General features: G+C 40.7%; 15 protein-coding genes and 4 pseudogenes. 6 read left to right on the plus strand and 13 right to left on the minus strand.

The window, feature by feature from the left end:
* A partial coding sequence (locus IM496_RS00525) for an ISAs1 family transposase (protein ID WP_287660934.1) occupies window positions 1-679 on the minus strand: 679 nt, incomplete at its 3' end.
* Window positions 680-854: 175 nt separating this feature from the next.
* On the opposite strand from IM496_RS00525, the pseudogene IM496_RS00530 reads away from it, so the two are divergent.
* Window positions 855-1,037: pseudogene (locus IM496_RS00530) on the plus strand (IS4 family transposase); the annotation flags it as partial.
* 364 nt (window positions 1,038-1,401) lie between these two features.
* Here IM496_RS00530 and IM496_RS22580 read toward each other — a convergent pair.
* From IM496_RS22580 to IM496_RS00540, 4 genes and pseudogenes are all read right to left on the minus strand, one after another.
* Window positions 1,402-1,647, minus strand: a pseudogene (locus IM496_RS22580) (IS1 family transposase); the annotation flags it as partial.
* Between the two features lie 142 nt (window positions 1,648-1,789).
* Window positions 1,790-2,075, minus strand: a pseudogene (locus IM496_RS22585) (IS1/IS1595 family N-terminal zinc-binding domain-containing protein); the annotation flags it as partial.
* Between the two features lie 111 nt (window positions 2,076-2,186).
* The gene (locus IM496_RS22235) at window positions 2,187-2,324 is read right to left on the minus strand and encodes a PIN domain-containing protein (protein WP_353737613.1); all 138 of its coding nucleotides are present in this window, start codon (window positions 2,322-2,324) and stop codon (window positions 2,187-2,189) included.
* An 83-nt stretch (window positions 2,325-2,407) separates the two neighbouring features.
* Window positions 2,408-2,692, minus strand: coding sequence for a hypothetical protein (locus tag IM496_RS00540; RefSeq protein ID WP_002791965.1), 285 nt, complete (start codon window positions 2,690-2,692; stop codon window positions 2,408-2,410).
* A 76-nt stretch (window positions 2,693-2,768) separates the two neighbouring features.
* On the opposite strand from IM496_RS00540, the gene IM496_RS00545 reads away from it, so the two are divergent.
* The 3 genes from IM496_RS00545 to IM496_RS00555 all read left to right on the plus strand — a co-directional run bounded on the left by IM496_RS00545 (window position 2,769) and on the right by IM496_RS00555 (window position 6,836).
* Entirely contained in the window at window positions 2,769-3,359 is a 591-nt protein-coding gene (locus tag IM496_RS00545) for a Uma2 family endonuclease (RefSeq protein WP_002755005.1), read from the plus strand.
* Window positions 3,360-3,822: 463 nt separating this feature from the next.
* Window positions 3,823-5,706 (plus strand): NACHT domain-containing protein, encoded by a 1,884-nt coding sequence (locus IM496_RS00550; RefSeq protein WP_104395699.1) that lies wholly within the window; start codon window positions 3,823-3,825, stop codon window positions 5,704-5,706.
* The gene (locus IM496_RS00555; RefSeq protein ID WP_287660935.1) at window positions 5,703-6,836 is read left to right on the plus strand and encodes an SUMF1/EgtB/PvdO family nonheme iron enzyme; all 1,134 of its coding nucleotides are present in this window, start codon (window positions 5,703-5,705) and stop codon (window positions 6,834-6,836) included. Before IM496_RS00550 ends, IM496_RS00555 begins: the two co-directional genes overlap by 4 nt.
* Before the next feature lie 54 nt (window positions 6,837-6,890).
* Here IM496_RS00555 and IM496_RS00560 read toward each other — a convergent pair whose 3' ends face one another.
* Window positions 6,891-8,093 carry a glycosyltransferase family 4 protein gene (locus IM496_RS00560; protein ID WP_287660936.1) on the minus strand — a complete coding sequence of 401 codons (1,203 nt, stop codon included), beginning with the start codon at window positions 8,091-8,093 and terminating at the stop codon, window positions 6,891-6,893.
* Window positions 8,094-8,106: 13 nt separating this feature from the next.
* Window positions 8,107-9,207 carry a chorismate synthase gene (gene aroC / locus IM496_RS00565; RefSeq protein ID WP_287660937.1) on the minus strand — a complete coding sequence of 367 codons (1,101 nt, stop codon included), beginning with the start codon at window positions 9,205-9,207 and terminating at the stop codon, window positions 8,107-8,109.
* Window positions 9,208-9,462: 255 nt separating this feature from the next.
* On the opposite strand from aroC, the gene sfsA reads away from it, so the two are divergent.
* Window positions 9,463-10,182 carry a DNA/RNA nuclease SfsA gene (gene sfsA / locus IM496_RS00570; protein ID WP_110543304.1) on the plus strand — a complete coding sequence of 240 codons (720 nt, stop codon included), beginning with the start codon at window positions 9,463-9,465 and terminating at the stop codon, window positions 10,180-10,182.
* Between the two features lie 128 nt (window positions 10,183-10,310).
* On the opposite strand, the gene IM496_RS00575 is transcribed toward sfsA, so the two are convergent.
* The 6 genes from IM496_RS00575 to IM496_RS00600 form a co-directional block, all read right to left on the minus strand.
* Window positions 10,311-10,871, minus strand: coding sequence for an NYN domain-containing protein (locus IM496_RS00575; RefSeq protein ID WP_036397084.1), 561 nt, complete (start codon window positions 10,869-10,871; stop codon window positions 10,311-10,313).
* 73 nt (window positions 10,872-10,944) lie between these two features.
* Window positions 10,945-11,613, minus strand: coding sequence for an energy-coupling factor ABC transporter ATP-binding protein (locus IM496_RS00580; RefSeq protein ID WP_287660938.1), 669 nt, complete (start codon window positions 11,611-11,613; stop codon window positions 10,945-10,947).
* A gap of 492 nt (window positions 11,614-12,105) precedes the next feature.
* Window positions 12,106-12,375 (minus strand): UPF0367 protein family, encoded by a 270-nt coding sequence (locus tag IM496_RS00585; protein WP_194017727.1) that lies wholly within the window; start codon window positions 12,373-12,375, stop codon window positions 12,106-12,108.
* Between the two features lie 264 nt (window positions 12,376-12,639).
* Window positions 12,640-14,241, minus strand: a complete 1,602-nt coding sequence (locus IM496_RS00590) for an HsdM family class I SAM-dependent methyltransferase (RefSeq protein ID WP_069474385.1) — start codon at window positions 14,239-14,241, stop codon at window positions 12,640-12,642.
* Window positions 14,234-15,379 (minus strand): AccI family restriction endonuclease, encoded by a 1,146-nt coding sequence (locus tag IM496_RS00595; RefSeq protein WP_287660940.1) that lies wholly within the window; start codon window positions 15,377-15,379, stop codon window positions 14,234-14,236. Before IM496_RS00595 ends, IM496_RS00590 begins: the two co-directional genes overlap by 8 nt.
* 4 nt (window positions 15,380-15,383) lie before the next feature.
* Window positions 15,384-15,518 carry a hypothetical protein gene (locus tag IM496_RS00600; RefSeq protein WP_287660941.1) on the minus strand — a complete coding sequence of 45 codons (135 nt, stop codon included), beginning with the start codon at window positions 15,516-15,518 and terminating at the stop codon, window positions 15,384-15,386.
* Window positions 15,519-15,785: 267 nt separating this feature from the next.
* On the opposite strand from IM496_RS00600, the pseudogene IM496_RS00605 reads away from it, so the two are divergent.
* A pseudogene (locus tag IM496_RS00605) lies at window positions 15,786-15,923 on the plus strand (photosystem II D2 protein (photosystem q(a) protein)); the annotation flags it as partial.

A 15,923-nucleotide genomic window follows, 5' to 3' on the forward strand; every position in this document is an offset into this window, starting at 1 on the left:
GATGATTAGCTTTAAGGGCGACAACGTAGTCAGCTTTTTTGGCTTGAATATGATTAATAATCGCCGTTTGAGTTCCCATAGCATCTAGGGTGATAATTGCCCCTTGAAGGTCTAACAGTTCTAGTAAAGCGGGAATAGCGGTAATCTCATTGGATTTATCTTCCACCTTGACTTGTCCTAAAACTAATTTCTGCTCCCCCGCCCAAGCCGTCACTAAATGCAAGGCTTTAATTCCTTGATTACGGTCGTAAGAACCTCTGAGATTTTTCCCATCTATGGGAACTATTTCCCCCGAAAGAGAACCGATTAAATGGGGCAGCCATTGAGACAAAACTTTGGCCAAAGCTTCCGGGTTAATCCGTTCAAAAACCCGCCGAAAAGTATCATCAGAAGGAATGCCATTAGGTAATTCTAAAAACTCAGATAACCAACACTGCTTACTGAGTCCATAATTTTCCATGTCTTCCCAACCTTCGGCTCCTGCTATAACTGCTAAAATAGCAATGACTAAAATATCGGTTAATAAATGTTTTTGGGTTCGGGACACTCTCGGGTCAGGAATATCTTGAAGATAAGTCAATAAACTAGCTTGAATTTCATTGATTGATGTTAAAGGAAGCTCAGGTTTTAGTTGAGCTTTATTTCCAGTGGGGAGAACGGGGGAAAAACCTTGACCCATGAGCTATTTCCTCGTTAATTTTCATGAACAACAGTGAGACTAAGGCTAATTATAAATTATACAGAGGTAGCAGGGGCTAAGTCTGGGTACTGGCAGTGCGGGACGGTGCTATGGCGATTTCGTTACCCTATTCAGAAATTTTTGTCAAGTACAATTTATACCAAATTAGATGAGCTTACCCTGTCAAGCACGCTTACACGGAGAGGAGAGTTGTGAAAGTTTTTTGGAAGAACATGAATGGCAATCTTTGTGTGCCACTATTCATAAAAAGAGTCCGCCACCTGAAAAGCCACCCTCCTTTAGAGAAGCGGTCAGAATGATTGCTTCTCTTGGGGGTTTTTTAGGTAGAAAAGGTGACCCTTCGGCTTCTCTCAGGCTTCGGCCGTGAGCTCAGCGTTCGACCGAGCGTTCGACTGAGCGTTCGACTGAGCTCACGCCGAAGTCTCACGCCGAAGTCTCACGCCGAGGTCCGAACGGGTTAACGGTGAACCAGGTGTTAAAACTATTTGGTTGGGACTGCGAAGGTTACATGATATCAGCCAGACTTGGAAACTATCTTATCAAATTAGTCCCCCATAGAACCCCCTTGAGCCATCTTGCACACTTTTCTCTTTTTGTCAAATTTTATGTTAAGAAAGATGTGACTAATGGATAGCTTAATAAGGGGGGGCATCTGATAATTTTTAACGGCTACCTACTTATTATTTAATCTTTCAATAGGATTAGTTTGACCAGTTTCTTTTCCGACTGGTCGATGACGTTTACTAGGAATTACTCTCTTATAGGACTCCCAAAAGTCTGTGTAAGCAACAGCGCATTGTCGGTAAACACCTGGTAAACTGGCCCCAAAGTTTTTTGGCTGATTGACGACTCCTATCTCCTAAATAGCAACCAATAATTTCTCTTGTTTTTCTATCAATTAACCGCCAAATATAAACCTTTATCGTTTTAGAAAAAACAAAAGACCACCCTTCGGCTGAGCTCACGGCCGAAGCCTGAGCTCAGCCGAACGGGTCAACGTCGAGGCTTCGACGGTGAGCTCAGCCTAACCGCGAAGTCGAGACGTTGACATAATTTTGTAACCATGACCAACTTACCCCTGTTACTCTAGCAATTCCTCGTCAGGAAATTCGTTCGAGCAAGAGTTTATCAATTAATTGTTTAGTTTCGTCAGAGACGGTTTTATTAGTGGGATTGATCACAAACTGACGACCACATTCTTTACATTGACGTTTGGGTTTTTCATTATGAGTAGAACCATTCTTGATAGTATGGTGAAAACCACAATTACGACAGGGGAATAGAGGTGAACTAGGGAGGTACTTTGTTCGGTGCTAGACTGATATTTGAGTAAGCCAGACAGGAGCCAGAAAAAGATATTTATCAGAAAAGTCATGATCAGGCTAGAGGTTTAAAGACTGATCGGGTTCCAATTATTTTTATTGATAAATATTTTACACAATTCATACTAGGTAAGCAAGAGAGCTACGCCACTACTACCGAATCATTACCAGGCGGAAATATAACCGGCAATTGTGCCTTTTTCAATTAGTGATAAAACTTGTTCACTTGCATTCCAAAAAGGTTCTCTTTCTAAGCCATTATCAATAATGATATTAGTATCTAAGTATCTGGGTAAAATTATTTACCCATAGCGATCCTTGTTTAGCAAGGCTTTCAGCCTTCTGTGGCTGGTAATGAATTTTGCCTGACTACTTATCAGGATTTTCACAGGTTATATTTCTCCTTTAAATATTCATATTTAGCTTGATCTGGATCAAAGTCTGCCGGAATGGCAGGGGCATTTTCAAATAAACCCTGAAATGCTTTGATCCTAGATTTTCTTTTTGGTGTTTCTGGTGCTGATTCAGTGGTTGGGGTTGTGGTATGATCAAGGGTATCTGTGGCTGCCCAAACTACAATTTCCACGTTTCCGGGGGGTAAATTCAGGGGTTCGGTAATCAGCAAGTTACCAGATTGATCAATTTTTCCTTTGAGTTTGTATGCTTGCATGATGTTTTTTATGATACTCTGTTTTTATATCATATCATAGTGAACAAAATTCACGCTCTAAATTTGGGTTTAAATTATGATAACTACACTCATTGAACGAGAAGCAGAACCAATTTTAATTAGTGACTTAACCTGGAGAGAATTTAAAGCTGTTGAACAGCTAATCGATCGCCCAGGGTTAAAGTTATCTTTTTTAGATGGAGTTTTGGAGATTAGAAAAATGCCAGGGAAAAAACACGAAACTATCAAAGAACGTATTGGTGCTTTACTAGAAATTTATTTAGAATTTTTGGGATTAGATTTTACTCCTACTGGTTCTGTCACCTTAGAAAATGAATTTGAAAAGGTTAAAAGAGAAGGTGATAAATCCTATGAATTGGGAGCAAATAGAAAACATCCTGATTTAGTGATTGAGGTGGTTGTTAGTAGTGGAGGAATTAATAAACTGGAAGCATACAAACGGTTACAAATTCCCGAAGTTTGGTTTTGGATGAATGATGAGTTATTGTTTTATAGTTTAGGAAATGAGGGATATGAAGCTGTTAGTAAATCGCAACTTTTACCGAGTTTAGATGTAGGCTTATTGATGCGCTGTATTAATACAGAAAATCATGCTCAAGCACTGCGGGAATTTAGAGCAGGGATAAAAATTATTGAATCAACATAACCATATAATACTAAATCCGTTGAGTATAGGCTACATATCAGGAGAGGCAATAGGCAATGAGCAAAAGGAGCAATATATAATGAGTCTTTAATAACCAGATTTAGTATTAAACAAAAGATATCAAGATAAATTAAATAATCTTCACTCATTTTTAGTCGATAGGGAAACTGGGTATAGCAGCACTGACTGACTGCATTAATTTGATGGTTTCGCCAAAGCAACGACTATCATAAGAATAGTGCAGTATTTCCTCTCAAGTGGACTCACAGTCAGCACAGCGCAATCCTTGCAGTTGAAAGGTCAGTTGTTCCATCGGTTTTTTCTCAACGAGGATTCTTCTGGGATAACGAGTTCCACAACATTCCCCCTTTTGGTAAGGTAACTGCCCACCCTACTACTGTATTATATGCTAAATTTTAGGATAAATTTAGTAGGTAAAGGGTTTATTTAAATCGTATTGACAATGCCAGAAATCGGACCTGAATCAGAACAATCCTCCCTGTCTCAACCGGACGCAAGGATTACGGAACGTCGAGCAGCAAGACAAAGAAGAATTGAAACTATCCTCAAATTGGCTGGATTGCCTAGTGGAGGAGTGGGAATTGCTGTAACTATCAATTTTCTTCGCAATGGGCAATGGATAGAAGCTAGTGTATCAGGATTGGTTAGTATCGCTGTTATTTTTCTGGCGATTGGAGGAAAATTTGCCAAAGATGTTATTAACCTAGTTTTCGATAAAGTAGAAACAAGATTGGAACAGAAAACGGATACTCTGGCTGATTTAATTGTTAATTGGCTGGAAAATTTCGCAATTCAATTTTGGTGGCAATTAACCGCAAAGTTTCAAGTAAAGTATTATAAAACTTTAGTTTATCTCTATCGTACTTATCAAACTCAAGGCTTAAAAACACCTGGTAACTTTATTCTCGATCTTGAAAATGTCTATATCCAGTTACGATTTTTACCTCAGAGTCTAGACAAGGTATCTTCGGCTATTATTTCTCAACAAGAAACCACAAGCAATTTAAAAAATATTTGGGATTTTTTAGCACAAATTACCACACAATCTGCTTATAAACGCATTGCTATTTTAGGCGCACCAGGTTCAGGAAAAACCACTTTATTAAAGCATATCGCCCTAACATACGCTCAAAACAAGCAAAGCCGTCAGCATCGCAAAGCGCCTAAATTAATTCCGGTATTACTGATACTTCATACTCTTAGTAAAGAGATTATCCATCAAGAATCATCTAGTTTGGCACAAATTATTACTGAACAATTAAAAAGCCCAACATTACCCCTCAAGCTCAATCCGCAGCTTCAATGGTTTGAAGAGCAATTAAAAGAGGGTAAATGCTTGATTATGTTTGATGGATTAGATGAAATCGCCAAAGAAAGTGACCGCCAGCAGGTTAGTCAATGGATAGACAAGCAAATGCAGGTTTATCCTGAAACTACTTTTATTATCACTTCGCGCCGTCATGGTTATCAAGCTGAATGGTTACAACAAATTAGAACTTTTCTCGAAGTTCAGTCTTTTAACCTAAAACAAGTTGAAAGGTTTTTTCAGAATTGGTATTTACAAAATGAAATATTGCGCCAAGTGCGAAAGGAAGATGCAGGTTTACGCGCAGAAGCACAAAGAAAAGCTAATAATTTAATGCAGATAATCAAAAAATCGGCTCCTTTAGCAGCAATGGCACTCAATCCTTTATTATTAACTATGATTGCTACAGTTCATGATAATCGAGGAGCGTTGCCAGGAAATCGAGTAGAATTGTATGCAGAAATTTGTGAGGTCTTATTGACAAGGCGAATAGAAGCTAAAGGAATGACTGATTCTATCAAACTAAATTTAACTCAGAAAAAAGCAGTATTACAGGTATTAGCTTTAGAGTTAATGAAAAGGGGAATCCGTGAGTTTTCCTTAGCTCAAGGTCAAGAAATTATCAAAAGTTCTTTAGCAGCAGTAGCTAAGACGGAAGTTAAACCCGAAGACTTTTTTGAGAATATTGAAAAAATTTCGGGTTTATTGACCAAAAAAGATGACAGTTTTTATATTTTTGCTCACCTCAGTTTTCAGGAATATTTAGCCTCAGTTCAAATCCAAGAATTAAATCAAGAAGATTTATTGATTCAAAACATAAATCATAATTGGTGGGCGGAAACAATTCGTTTATATGCGGCAAAAAATGATATTAGTAATCTAATTCTTGCGGCAATAAATAATCCTAATATTACCTCAATTAGTCTAGCGATGGATTGCTTAGAAGAAGGCAAAAGTTGTTCGCCAGAAGTGAGACAAAGGTTTAATCAATTATGGATACAAGGATGGGAAAACCGATGACAGAGACAGTCAATTTTGAGTTACTCGCTCATGTTCAACTCTCCAGAAGATTGAGTAAGCTGATTCCTCTTGATGATAGTATCGCCATTGATACTAGCTATATTACCTGTGCAGAGTATCAGCTATTTATTGATGAAAGGAAAAAACTTGGTAAAAATCATCAGCCTCTTGATTGGCAAACCGATTCAGTTGTATCTGAAGATATTTTAAAGCCGATTACTGGTGTGAAAGCCAGTGACGCTGAAGCGTTTTGTGAATGGTTAACCCAACATCCACAGCATTTTAAACCAGAATTTAAGTATAGAATTCCTACTCTACAAGAAGCTGAGGAATTTTTAGAAATGGAAACAGAGGAGGAAAATTTAGTCGGTTACTGGTGTCAGGAAAATTTGACATCAAGAATGGTTTATTTAGAGCCAGAAAAGTGGCTAAAGATTAAAGAAAAAATCTTGTTTTTTTCAAAAGAGAAACTTGGTAAAGTAATGGATGGCATGATTGGTCAATTTTTATATCAATTTTCGCTATATAAATTGTTGCCATTTTGGACTAAGCTTGAGCCTGTGCTTGTGTATGTGCTTATGCTTGTGCTTGTGCTTGTGCCTGTGTATGTGCTTGTGCTTGTGTATGTGCTTCTGCTTGTGCTTGTGCTTGGGCTTGAGCTTGAGCTTGGGCTTGGGCTTGGGCTTGGGCTTGGGCTTGTGCTTGTGCTTGGGTTTGGGTTTCTCTTGTTTTATGTCGCTGATTATATTAGTTATTGTAGGATTAGACTCAATTTAAATCTCGACCCTACCGATGGTATATCTTTGATTGTTGAAGATTATCTAAGTTCTCTTAATATTCAAACGCTTTATCCCTCTATTGACAATTTATCCTCATGGCAGCAACTTGTAAATAAGATCGGTATTGCTTGGTATCTATTCCCAGATATTTACGAAGCAGCATCTAAAAATGAAGAATTATTATATCAGGTTAACTTAACAGTTGCAGAATGCCAAGAATTAAATTTTCAATATTTTATCACAAGGGAACAAGTATTTAACCGTTTCATCGCCTCCGTATTATTAGAAGAAAGACGAGCAGGTAATATTCCTGCTTGGGAAGGAATTAGGATTGTAAGAGAAAGAATTTAATAGCGATATGAATCCTTTGAAAGACAGTATTTTTGGGAAAATGCTCTCATTTCATCAACTCAATAACCAATCTAGATGATCCTGTAAACATTGCTTGAGGTCGTAGCGTTGCTTGATAGTTTCCCTGGCATTTAAACGCAGATTTTGCCAACCCTGGGGATAATTTAACACTTCATCCACGCGGTCGGCTATTTGTTGAGGAGAAAAGAAATCCACTAATAAACCATTTTCCCCATCAGTAATTAATTCTCGCACGGGGGGAGTATCGGAACCAATCACGACGCAACCCATGGCCATAGCCTCTAACATTGACCAAGAAAGCACAAAAGGACGAGTAAGATAGATATGGGCTGCCGATGCCTGTAAAACCTGTTTATATTGACCGTAGGGCAGAGAACCGGTAAAATGCACCCGGGATAAATCCAAAGAAAGGCTTTCTAACATCAATTGTTTATAGGTTTTGCCGTCCGGTAGAGTTTTTCCATAAGCGACTCGATCCTCACCGACAATCACGATATGACAGTTAGGCCGACGGGCTAAAATTAGGGAAACAGCCGTCATAAATTGAGGAAAACCGCGATAAGGTTCCATTCCCCGGGTTGCATAGGTGACAATCTCCTTAACACCGGATAAATCTAAACCTATCTCTGGAATGACTAACTGCACATCGGGACGGGGACAGAAATAGTCCGTATCGATGCCATCGTGCAAAACCGTCAGTTTCGAGTGAAATTCGCTGGGAAATTGTTGTTTTTGCCAGATAGTCGGCGATAAACCTCGATCGCAACTGACCATATCGATGAGGATCGTCGCATTTTTAATTCTAATCCGGGCTTCGGCATCAGCATTAAGGGGATCCGCCGGATCAAAATCAGCATCGGAACCATGGGCATGATAAAACCATTCAAAATAGGCTAAAAACTTAGTTTTCGGGAAAATATCCTTGATAAATAGACCCGGCCCCCAGCCAGAATGTGCATAGACAATATCGGGATAAAATCCTTGATTTTTCAGTTGTTGGCAAACAGCATAAACCGCTTGACCTTGTAAAACCGCACTTTCGAGGGGACGGACATAATGATGGGTTTGGGGAGAAACAGCGCGACTTTCCTTGTAAATAAATTTTTTTACCCCCGCTATCTCTCCCTCTTGCCTGGTAGTGCCGAAAATCACTTGATTTCCGGGGTCTTGAGCCAAAACCGTGATTAAATGGCGAAATTGGGCGGGAAAATTGGAATGAAGGAATAAAAATTTCATCGCGGGTAAAGGTTTAGAAAAAGCGATCGCTAATCGTACATTGTCCCTGAAAACGGAGCAGATGATCGCATAATACCAAAGCCATCATCGCTTCTACCATCGGGACCGCTCGGGGTAAAACACAAGGATCGTGTCTTCCTTTGGCTGCCAGGGTGGTTTCTTCCCCGGTGCGCGTCACGGTTTTTTGTTCTTTACCGATAGTTGCGGTGGGTTTAAAAGCGATGCGGATAATAATATTTTCACCGTTACTGATTCCCCCTTGAATGCCCCCCGAACGATTGCTATTGGTGCGAATTTCCCCGTTATCATCGATAAAATACTCGTCATTGTGTTCGCTGCCGGTTAAGAAGGTTCCCGCGAATCCCGATCCGATTTCAAATCCCTTGCTCGCAGGTAAGGACATCATCCCCTTAGCTAAATCGGCTTCTAGCTTATCAAAAACGGGTTCTCCTAGACCTTTCGGCACATTTCTGGCTACACATTCCACCACACCGCCGATCGAGTCCTTATTCAGGCGAATTTGGTCGATCAGGGCGATCATTTGGGCGGCCGTTTCCCCGTTGGGACAACGCACTATATTACTTTCCACCTCGTCGAGGGTGACGGTGTTGGGGTCGATGATTGCCTCAATATCTTTAATTCGCTTCACATAGCCGATAATCTCGACATTATAGACAGATTTAAGGATTTTTTTAGCGATCGCTGCTGCGGCCACCCGGCCGATGGTTTCTCGGGCCGAAGATCTGCCTCCTCCTTTCCAGTTGCGAATGCCGTATTTTGCTTCGTAGGTGGCATCCGCATGGGAAGGTCGGAATTTCTCGGCCATTTCGTTGTAATCTTGCGAACGAGCATCCTGATTCCGCACTAGAATAGCGATCGGTGTACCGAGGGTTTTACCCTCAAAAACGCCGGAAATTATCTCACAAATGTCATTTTCCCGACGCGGGGTCACGATTCTGCTTTGTCCCGGTTTGCGACGGTCTAAATCGATTTGAATCTCCTCTTCGGAAATTTCTAAGCGCGGAGGACAACCATCGATAACCACTCCTACCCCACCCCCGTGAGATTCTCCAAAAGTGGAAACCCGAAATAGTCGTCCGAAAGTGTTACCCATAATCTCAATGTCTATTAAGCCTCAAGGTTTTATTGTACCTGAGCGGTTATCAGTTTTTCGGGAATAGGGGTTGGGGGTTGGGAATTATGAATTATGAATTATGAATTATGAATTGGGTGGTGGGGTGGTGGGGTAGTGGGGAATTTAGCCGAAATTTCCCCATCTCCCTATCTCCCTAAATCCCTATCTACTGTCTTCAGGTTAAGCTCCCAAAAAAAGGCTATTCTTTACCTTATATAGCCTAGCGAAAATTTGATGACTTCTTTGTTAGTTCACACTTACCCTTCTCTTGTCAAGGGTATTTTAATTAAACGTTACAAACGCTTTTTTGCCGATATACAACTGGACAACGGAGAATTAATTACGGCCCATTGCGCTAATACCGGACCGATGACCGATGTATGCGTAGAGGGTCAACCGGTTTATCTTTCTCGCAGTGATAACCCGAAGCGAAAATTAGCTTATACCTGGGAGATGATTCAACTGGGGGAGACTTGGGTGGGAGTTAATACCAATCTTCCTAATCAGGTGGTGAAAAATGCCCTGTTGCAAGGAGTTTTTCCCGATTTGGTCAAAAATGACACCGAGGTGCGATCGGAAGTGGCCTACGGTCAAAATAATGGCAGTAGAATTGATTTTCTTTTGACCCATGGTGATAATTCCCTCACCTATATCGAGGTTAAAAATACCACTTGGAATCAGGGAGAAACGGCACTTTTTCCCGATACTGTCACCACGCGAGGACAGAAGCATTTACAGGAATTAATGGATTTATTGCCGGCAGCGGAGGCGATTATGCTCTACTTTATTAATCGGGGTGATTGTGACCGGTTTGCTCCGGGGGATAGTAAGGATGCTAAATACGGGCAGTTATTGCGTCAAGCAGTGGCTAAAGGAGTCAAGGTTTTACCCTGTCGCTTCCAAGTGACACCCACGGGAATTTATTATTTAGGTTTGGCAGAATTGCAGCTGTGAAACGAGTAGTTTAGATCGGCCGGCTTTTGACAAAATCCCCCAGACCGCAACTGACCTTGAAAAGCTTAGAGACACAGTTACCTGTGCCTCTACTGGGGATTTTGTCGATACATATTTGGGGTAATTTGTCAAGGTTTTTGATAACTAATTCCGTGGCGCATTTTCTCTAATTTCTGTTGCACCTGAGCATCGAGAGAATGGAATAAAAAACGCCCTTTGGGACTTTGAGAAGAACTCTGGGATTTTCTCAGACGACGACCGGTTAAATCCACCTCGACTTCCAGACGTTGAGCGGAAATCCAGTGGGCTCCATAACCCATAACGGTCATTTTTTGGGCATTATCAGAGGTAGCGACGATAATCCGTCCGATAGCTGGGGCGCGATCGTGCCAAAAATCGGCGCAGGTTTTCTCTATATAGGTGTCGGCGGTTTGAGCGTGGGCGGTAAAATAAACCGATAAATGGTTAGTGTAGCGTTCCTGGCTGCCGGGGGTATCTTGAAGGTAGGAATCGAAGACGATTTGGGTTTGATAACCCTGATGGTGGGTGTAACCGATTAGGGTTTCAATTAACTTGTCTCGCGCTGGTTCGAGACCGTGGCGATCGCTAATTTTTTTCAGGGACGGCCAAGCGCCGATGACGTTGTAGCCGTCAACCAGCAGAAGGGAACGATCAGAAGAATTAACCATGGCTTTGAGAGTAATTTGTGTGGCATTAAGGGCAGTTCTAAAAAACAGCATCCTAATGATATTAACAAAAAATTTAAGATTCAACCGCCGCACTGGCCAATAATCTCGCTTTTAAGTCTAGGGCATTTCCCCGATCCGTTACCTTGCCACCCTCTAACAAAAATGCCCCATCGCTGTAATCCAATTCCTCCAGGCGATGAGTCACCCAAAGGGCCGTAATACCTCGGTTTTTGACCAATTTCTGCACTTGAGAGACTAATTCTATTTGGGTATCCCCATCCAAAAGGGCGGTGGGTTCATCAAAGAGCAAAACCTCGCAATGACGAGCTAAAGCCCCCGCAATGGCGATTCTTTGCTTTTGTCCGCCACTGAGAGCATAGATCGGTCGTTTTTCCATTTCTAATAAATTCACCGCCCCTAGGGATTCCCGCACCCGCGCCCGAATTGCCGGCGTGGATAAACCCTCGGATACCAACCCAAAGGCCACATCTGCCCCCACTGTTGGCATAACTAACTGATGGTCGGGATTTTGAAAAACAAAACCGAGGGGGTTAGGTATCTCTATTTCCCCGCGACTGGGTTTTAATAATCCCGCTAAGAGCCGCAGCAGGGTTGATTTACCGCTGCCATTTGTCCCCAACAACATCCAAAATTCCCCTCTAGGAACTTGCAAAGAGCAGCCATTTAATACTGATTTCCCATTCGGCCAGCTAAAGCAGAGGTCTGTTACTTTTATAGTCATGAATTATCAGTTATCAGTTATCAGTTATCAGTTAAGCTAAGACTTATTTAGGGCTTGCTGAATAAATGTGAAATGTAGGCAAGATAGGGGTTTTGTGGCTTTTCTTGCTCCCACAGGTACAAGATTTTGAGAGAATCGTGCTTCCAAACCTTGCGTCTTCATCGGCCCGAGTCCTGTAGGGGCGAAGCATTCGGGCAATAACCTATCGATGAAACCGTAGATTTTCTATCCGAATGCTTCGCCCGTACTTTTTGCCGCAAACCCTATTTAAACCACTTATTCTTAATGATCAGCCCAATCTCCTCCAATCCCTTTACTGTTGCCTCTTGCAAGAGTGCCTCTTGCCTCGTCTCAACAAGCAATTTAAATTATGAACAGCTTATCAGTTATCAGTTTTGAGTTTTGAGTTTTCAGTGGAAAGTGTTATGTAGGCGGTTGCCGTTTTCTTTTCACTGATTACTGATTACTGCTCACTGATAACTGATTAAAGAACTATTCTGTGGCTAAGGTGACAAACCCCGGCACTCTGCCGGTGGAGGCAGCCCCGGATTTTTGTGACACAATCACCGCACTGATCTGATCGCTCAAAACCGCCACCTTTTTATCGGTTTGTTTTTCGCAGGTTAATTCTAATAATTCTGGATTCGGCGATCGCATAGCGTTAGTAATTGTTTGATACAAAGAGTCTGCTCCTGCTTCTTCCTTGCGCTGCACGGAAATGGGGATGGGCGAGAGTTTCAGGGTAATATCGATCGAATACATAGTTTAGCGTTCCCTTCCAAAAAACAAGTCAAAAACCATTGTATAGCAGGGGTTGGGAAGTCAGTGATCAGTGGTGAGTTTTCAGTTCACTGATTGCTGTTCACTGTGGGGATAACCCTAGCGTCATCACCGATTAACTCTCGGTAGTCGGTGTGCAGAGGCGTTGTTAGCTGGCAATCACTTGCTTCAATGAATGAGCATGATGCGTTCCCCAAAATCTATCGGTGCAGCAGTAGAAGCCAGATTAGGGAACGCACCCTACAGCTACAGCACAACGGCGATCGCACTATGGAGCGCAGCGGAATTGCCGTCCGGTGCAGCGCATTGTTGGGAGTCCATAAGTCTTTTGATCAGAGCATTACTCATGAGAATTGCTTTTTGGTGATCATTTTGTGCAATGCTAATTACTTCTTCAGCATCTTCATCACTGATCATTTCAAATTGTTTCTGGCTTGGACATAAGCTATCATTCAAATCCCTTGGTTCAAACTTGTCTAATTCATCACCATAACTTCGTTTATTGATTTTTATTATTTCCTGTCCAATATCACTGAGCAAATACACAAATAATTTATTAATACATTGTTCTCCGAATTTATTTGGATAAAAGGAATGAAAGCAGGTAAAATTTATTGCTGTTGTGAAATTGCGTATTACTTTTAACCTGCCCCTGCTAAAGACACCGAATAAAATTGGAGCCGGTTTTCTCTTTTCAATTTTGTACCAGGTGTTCCTTGTTTTTGTAAGATACCTCCCATGGTATCCCAATTTTTCGCCTTCTTTTATGTAATTTCGTATTTCAGAGTTGTCGTGATCTTTTACATCTAAACAATGGACTGGCTTATCCTCATTGTATAGTATATTAAAATCATGCTCAGTAAATACTGCTTTGCGGATTTGAGAGCTTTTTGTAATACACTTACAAATATTGTTATCACTTAACTTCCGTTGCTCAATTTTTGATTTTTTTAACGCAAAAAATTCATTTGCGCCAGTAGCAATACCTCTCGTAAACGTACCGTATAGGGACAACTTACAGAAGCCATTTGGAGATAGTTGTTCAGTGAACAATGATGAAATGATAGGTGTCCACTTTTGGTTGTATGGTAAATTCGATGGTTCGATTTCCCACTGATAGAATTTACTAATATCAGATATTTTATCTATTTCATCAATTTTTTTGATCTGTAAAATTTTAATGGTTTCTTTTTTTCCGTCATTTTTACAAAGAAGCACACAAACGGTTGTCGTTGCCTCTGGGAAAATTTCTTTTTCATTGGCAAAGATTATTATTTGCTTCAATAAATGATTTTCAAGGAGACTTTTTTTTATTTCTTTTCCGTAGCCAGTATTAAAAAATTCAAAAGGCATAATATACGCCAAGTTACCATTAATTTTAAGTTCTCTTAAAGACTTGACAAGGAATACGGAAGAGATATTAGAGTAACCAATAAGTTTCTTCCCTATTTTTTCTTCAATTTTTGGTAATATATCATGACGCTTAAGAAATTTCTGAAATCGCATATATGGTGGATTACAAATGATACCGTCAAATTTTTCAGTTTCAGCTTCGAGGTAATCACTATTGATAACTCTCAAATAAGGACTGTCACCCTTAGGATTAAGAAACTCAAATATATTTCTATCAATCTCATATCCCATGAAATGTACTTGATTACCTGAAGGTATTTTTATTGCTTCATCATAAAAAACGCCTAAGCCAAACGCTGGGTCTAATACTGTTTCTGGATTATCTTTTAAAACCCACTGTACCATGAGGCGAGCAACGCACATAGGTGTAAAAAACTGTCCGTAATCCTTCCTATGATTAAGTGGAGTTTCAGCTATATATTTTAACTCACGCATTAATAACATCCCTTAGAAATATTTTATTATCAAGGTATCCCTTGCCGCCTGCAAAAGTCACATAAAAAAGCAGACGACCCCTATCTAATTCTTTCAGAGCCGATTTATGTTCAGGCATATCAATTTTTCCAAGGACTTCTTTCCCAATTTGCACATTGATCTTGATCGTAGTTTTGCCTTGATTTTTTACATCTCTTTCTATTGAAAAATTATTTCCATCATTGTTATCGTTTGAAACCAGTGCCAAAATATCTTTAAATGATATTATATATGCCTTGTCAAAAAATACTTGTAGATAAAAATGCTTGACATTATATTTCTGAATCCACCTGTTGACCAAGGCAACATCTTCAATTTTTGGCGTAATGCTCAAATAATCGCGTTTGTGCAGTATTTTTATTTTTTCTTTGAGATTCTTCAGTAATTCCGTTAGATTTCTTAACTCTTTTGTTGATGACCATGACGGACAACGAAAGTCTAATTCTCTAAAGGTGTCATCTGTAGCATTTAACATTAGATTGTAAATTGTCTGGTTTTTTCGCCTTAATAGATCACCCAGGTCGGTATTGATTATGTCTCGTCTAATTTCGTCGCATTTTTTAATGGCCCGATCTTGTCTGTCCCTCATGAATGCCGCATATTTGTCTGCTAAAAAAGAACTTGATCTTACTTCAATCGCAGCCACAGCCTGTCTTATGTGCTGATCATTTTCAATGTCAATACTTCCATCCGGAAAGTCTCTGACCTTAAATATCAAGATATCTGGCCTCTTACCTATCGCATTAAGTTCACTCTGATATTCCATATAGAAATCAGCAAATCCATCATCACCTGCGGCTATTGATTCGGAACGCCCATATTTAACAGCAAAATAATCACCAGAATATTCATTGACTGCCTTAAAGACGATTGTTTCAGCCCAATCACCCTGTTCCTTGTTCGTGAGAAATTCGGAGTTAGCCATTGTTGGGGGCTTTCCAGTCATTTGTATTTCAGTATCAATCTCAAGTGGTGATTGCTTTATCAGGTTCAGAATATCATCTTTGTAAATGAATTCTCCTTCTTGTTCAGCCCAGCCATCAATTATACCGCCCCCTGCGGTCGAGCAACCTCCTCTATTATAGTATCCCACTGCCATCGGTCTAACACCCCTTAATAGGACTTAATAGCGCACCGTGCGGTTTAATCACCTCAATTTGGGGAGAATTACCCCACAGAGGTGTCCAGCATTCCACTAAAGACGTGAAGACGACAATACCAAGCAATTGAGGCGGCATATCTCCCCATCTCCCCAAACCCCCATCTCCCCCCGCAACGGCTCGACTGAGCTTCGCCGAACGTCGCCCAGCAAGTAGTCTCCCGAAAATTTTTAGATTTTCTTAAGATCGACCTAAAAAATATTGGTCATTTTTTCCAATATAGTGTAAGTTAAGAAAAGTAAAGATTTCTCACAATTCTTCCACACATCTGCTCGCCTGCTCGGATAGATGGAGAAGAGGGCGCGGAATCTTAGCAATAATATACATTTTTCGGAGAAAACCCCCATGACCATTGCTGTCGGACGCGCCCCAGAAAGAGGGCTGTTTGATGCTCTCGATGACTGGCTCAAAAGAGACCGTTTCGTCTTCATCGGTTGGTCTGGTTTACTACTCTTCCCCTGCGCCTTCATGGCCCTAGGTGGA

The sequence above is a fragment of the Microcystis sp. M049S2 genome, assembly GCF_020245625.1.
GTDB classification, from domain to species: Bacteria; Cyanobacteriota; Cyanobacteriia; order Cyanobacteriales; family Microcystaceae; genus Microcystis; species Microcystis ichthyoblabe_A.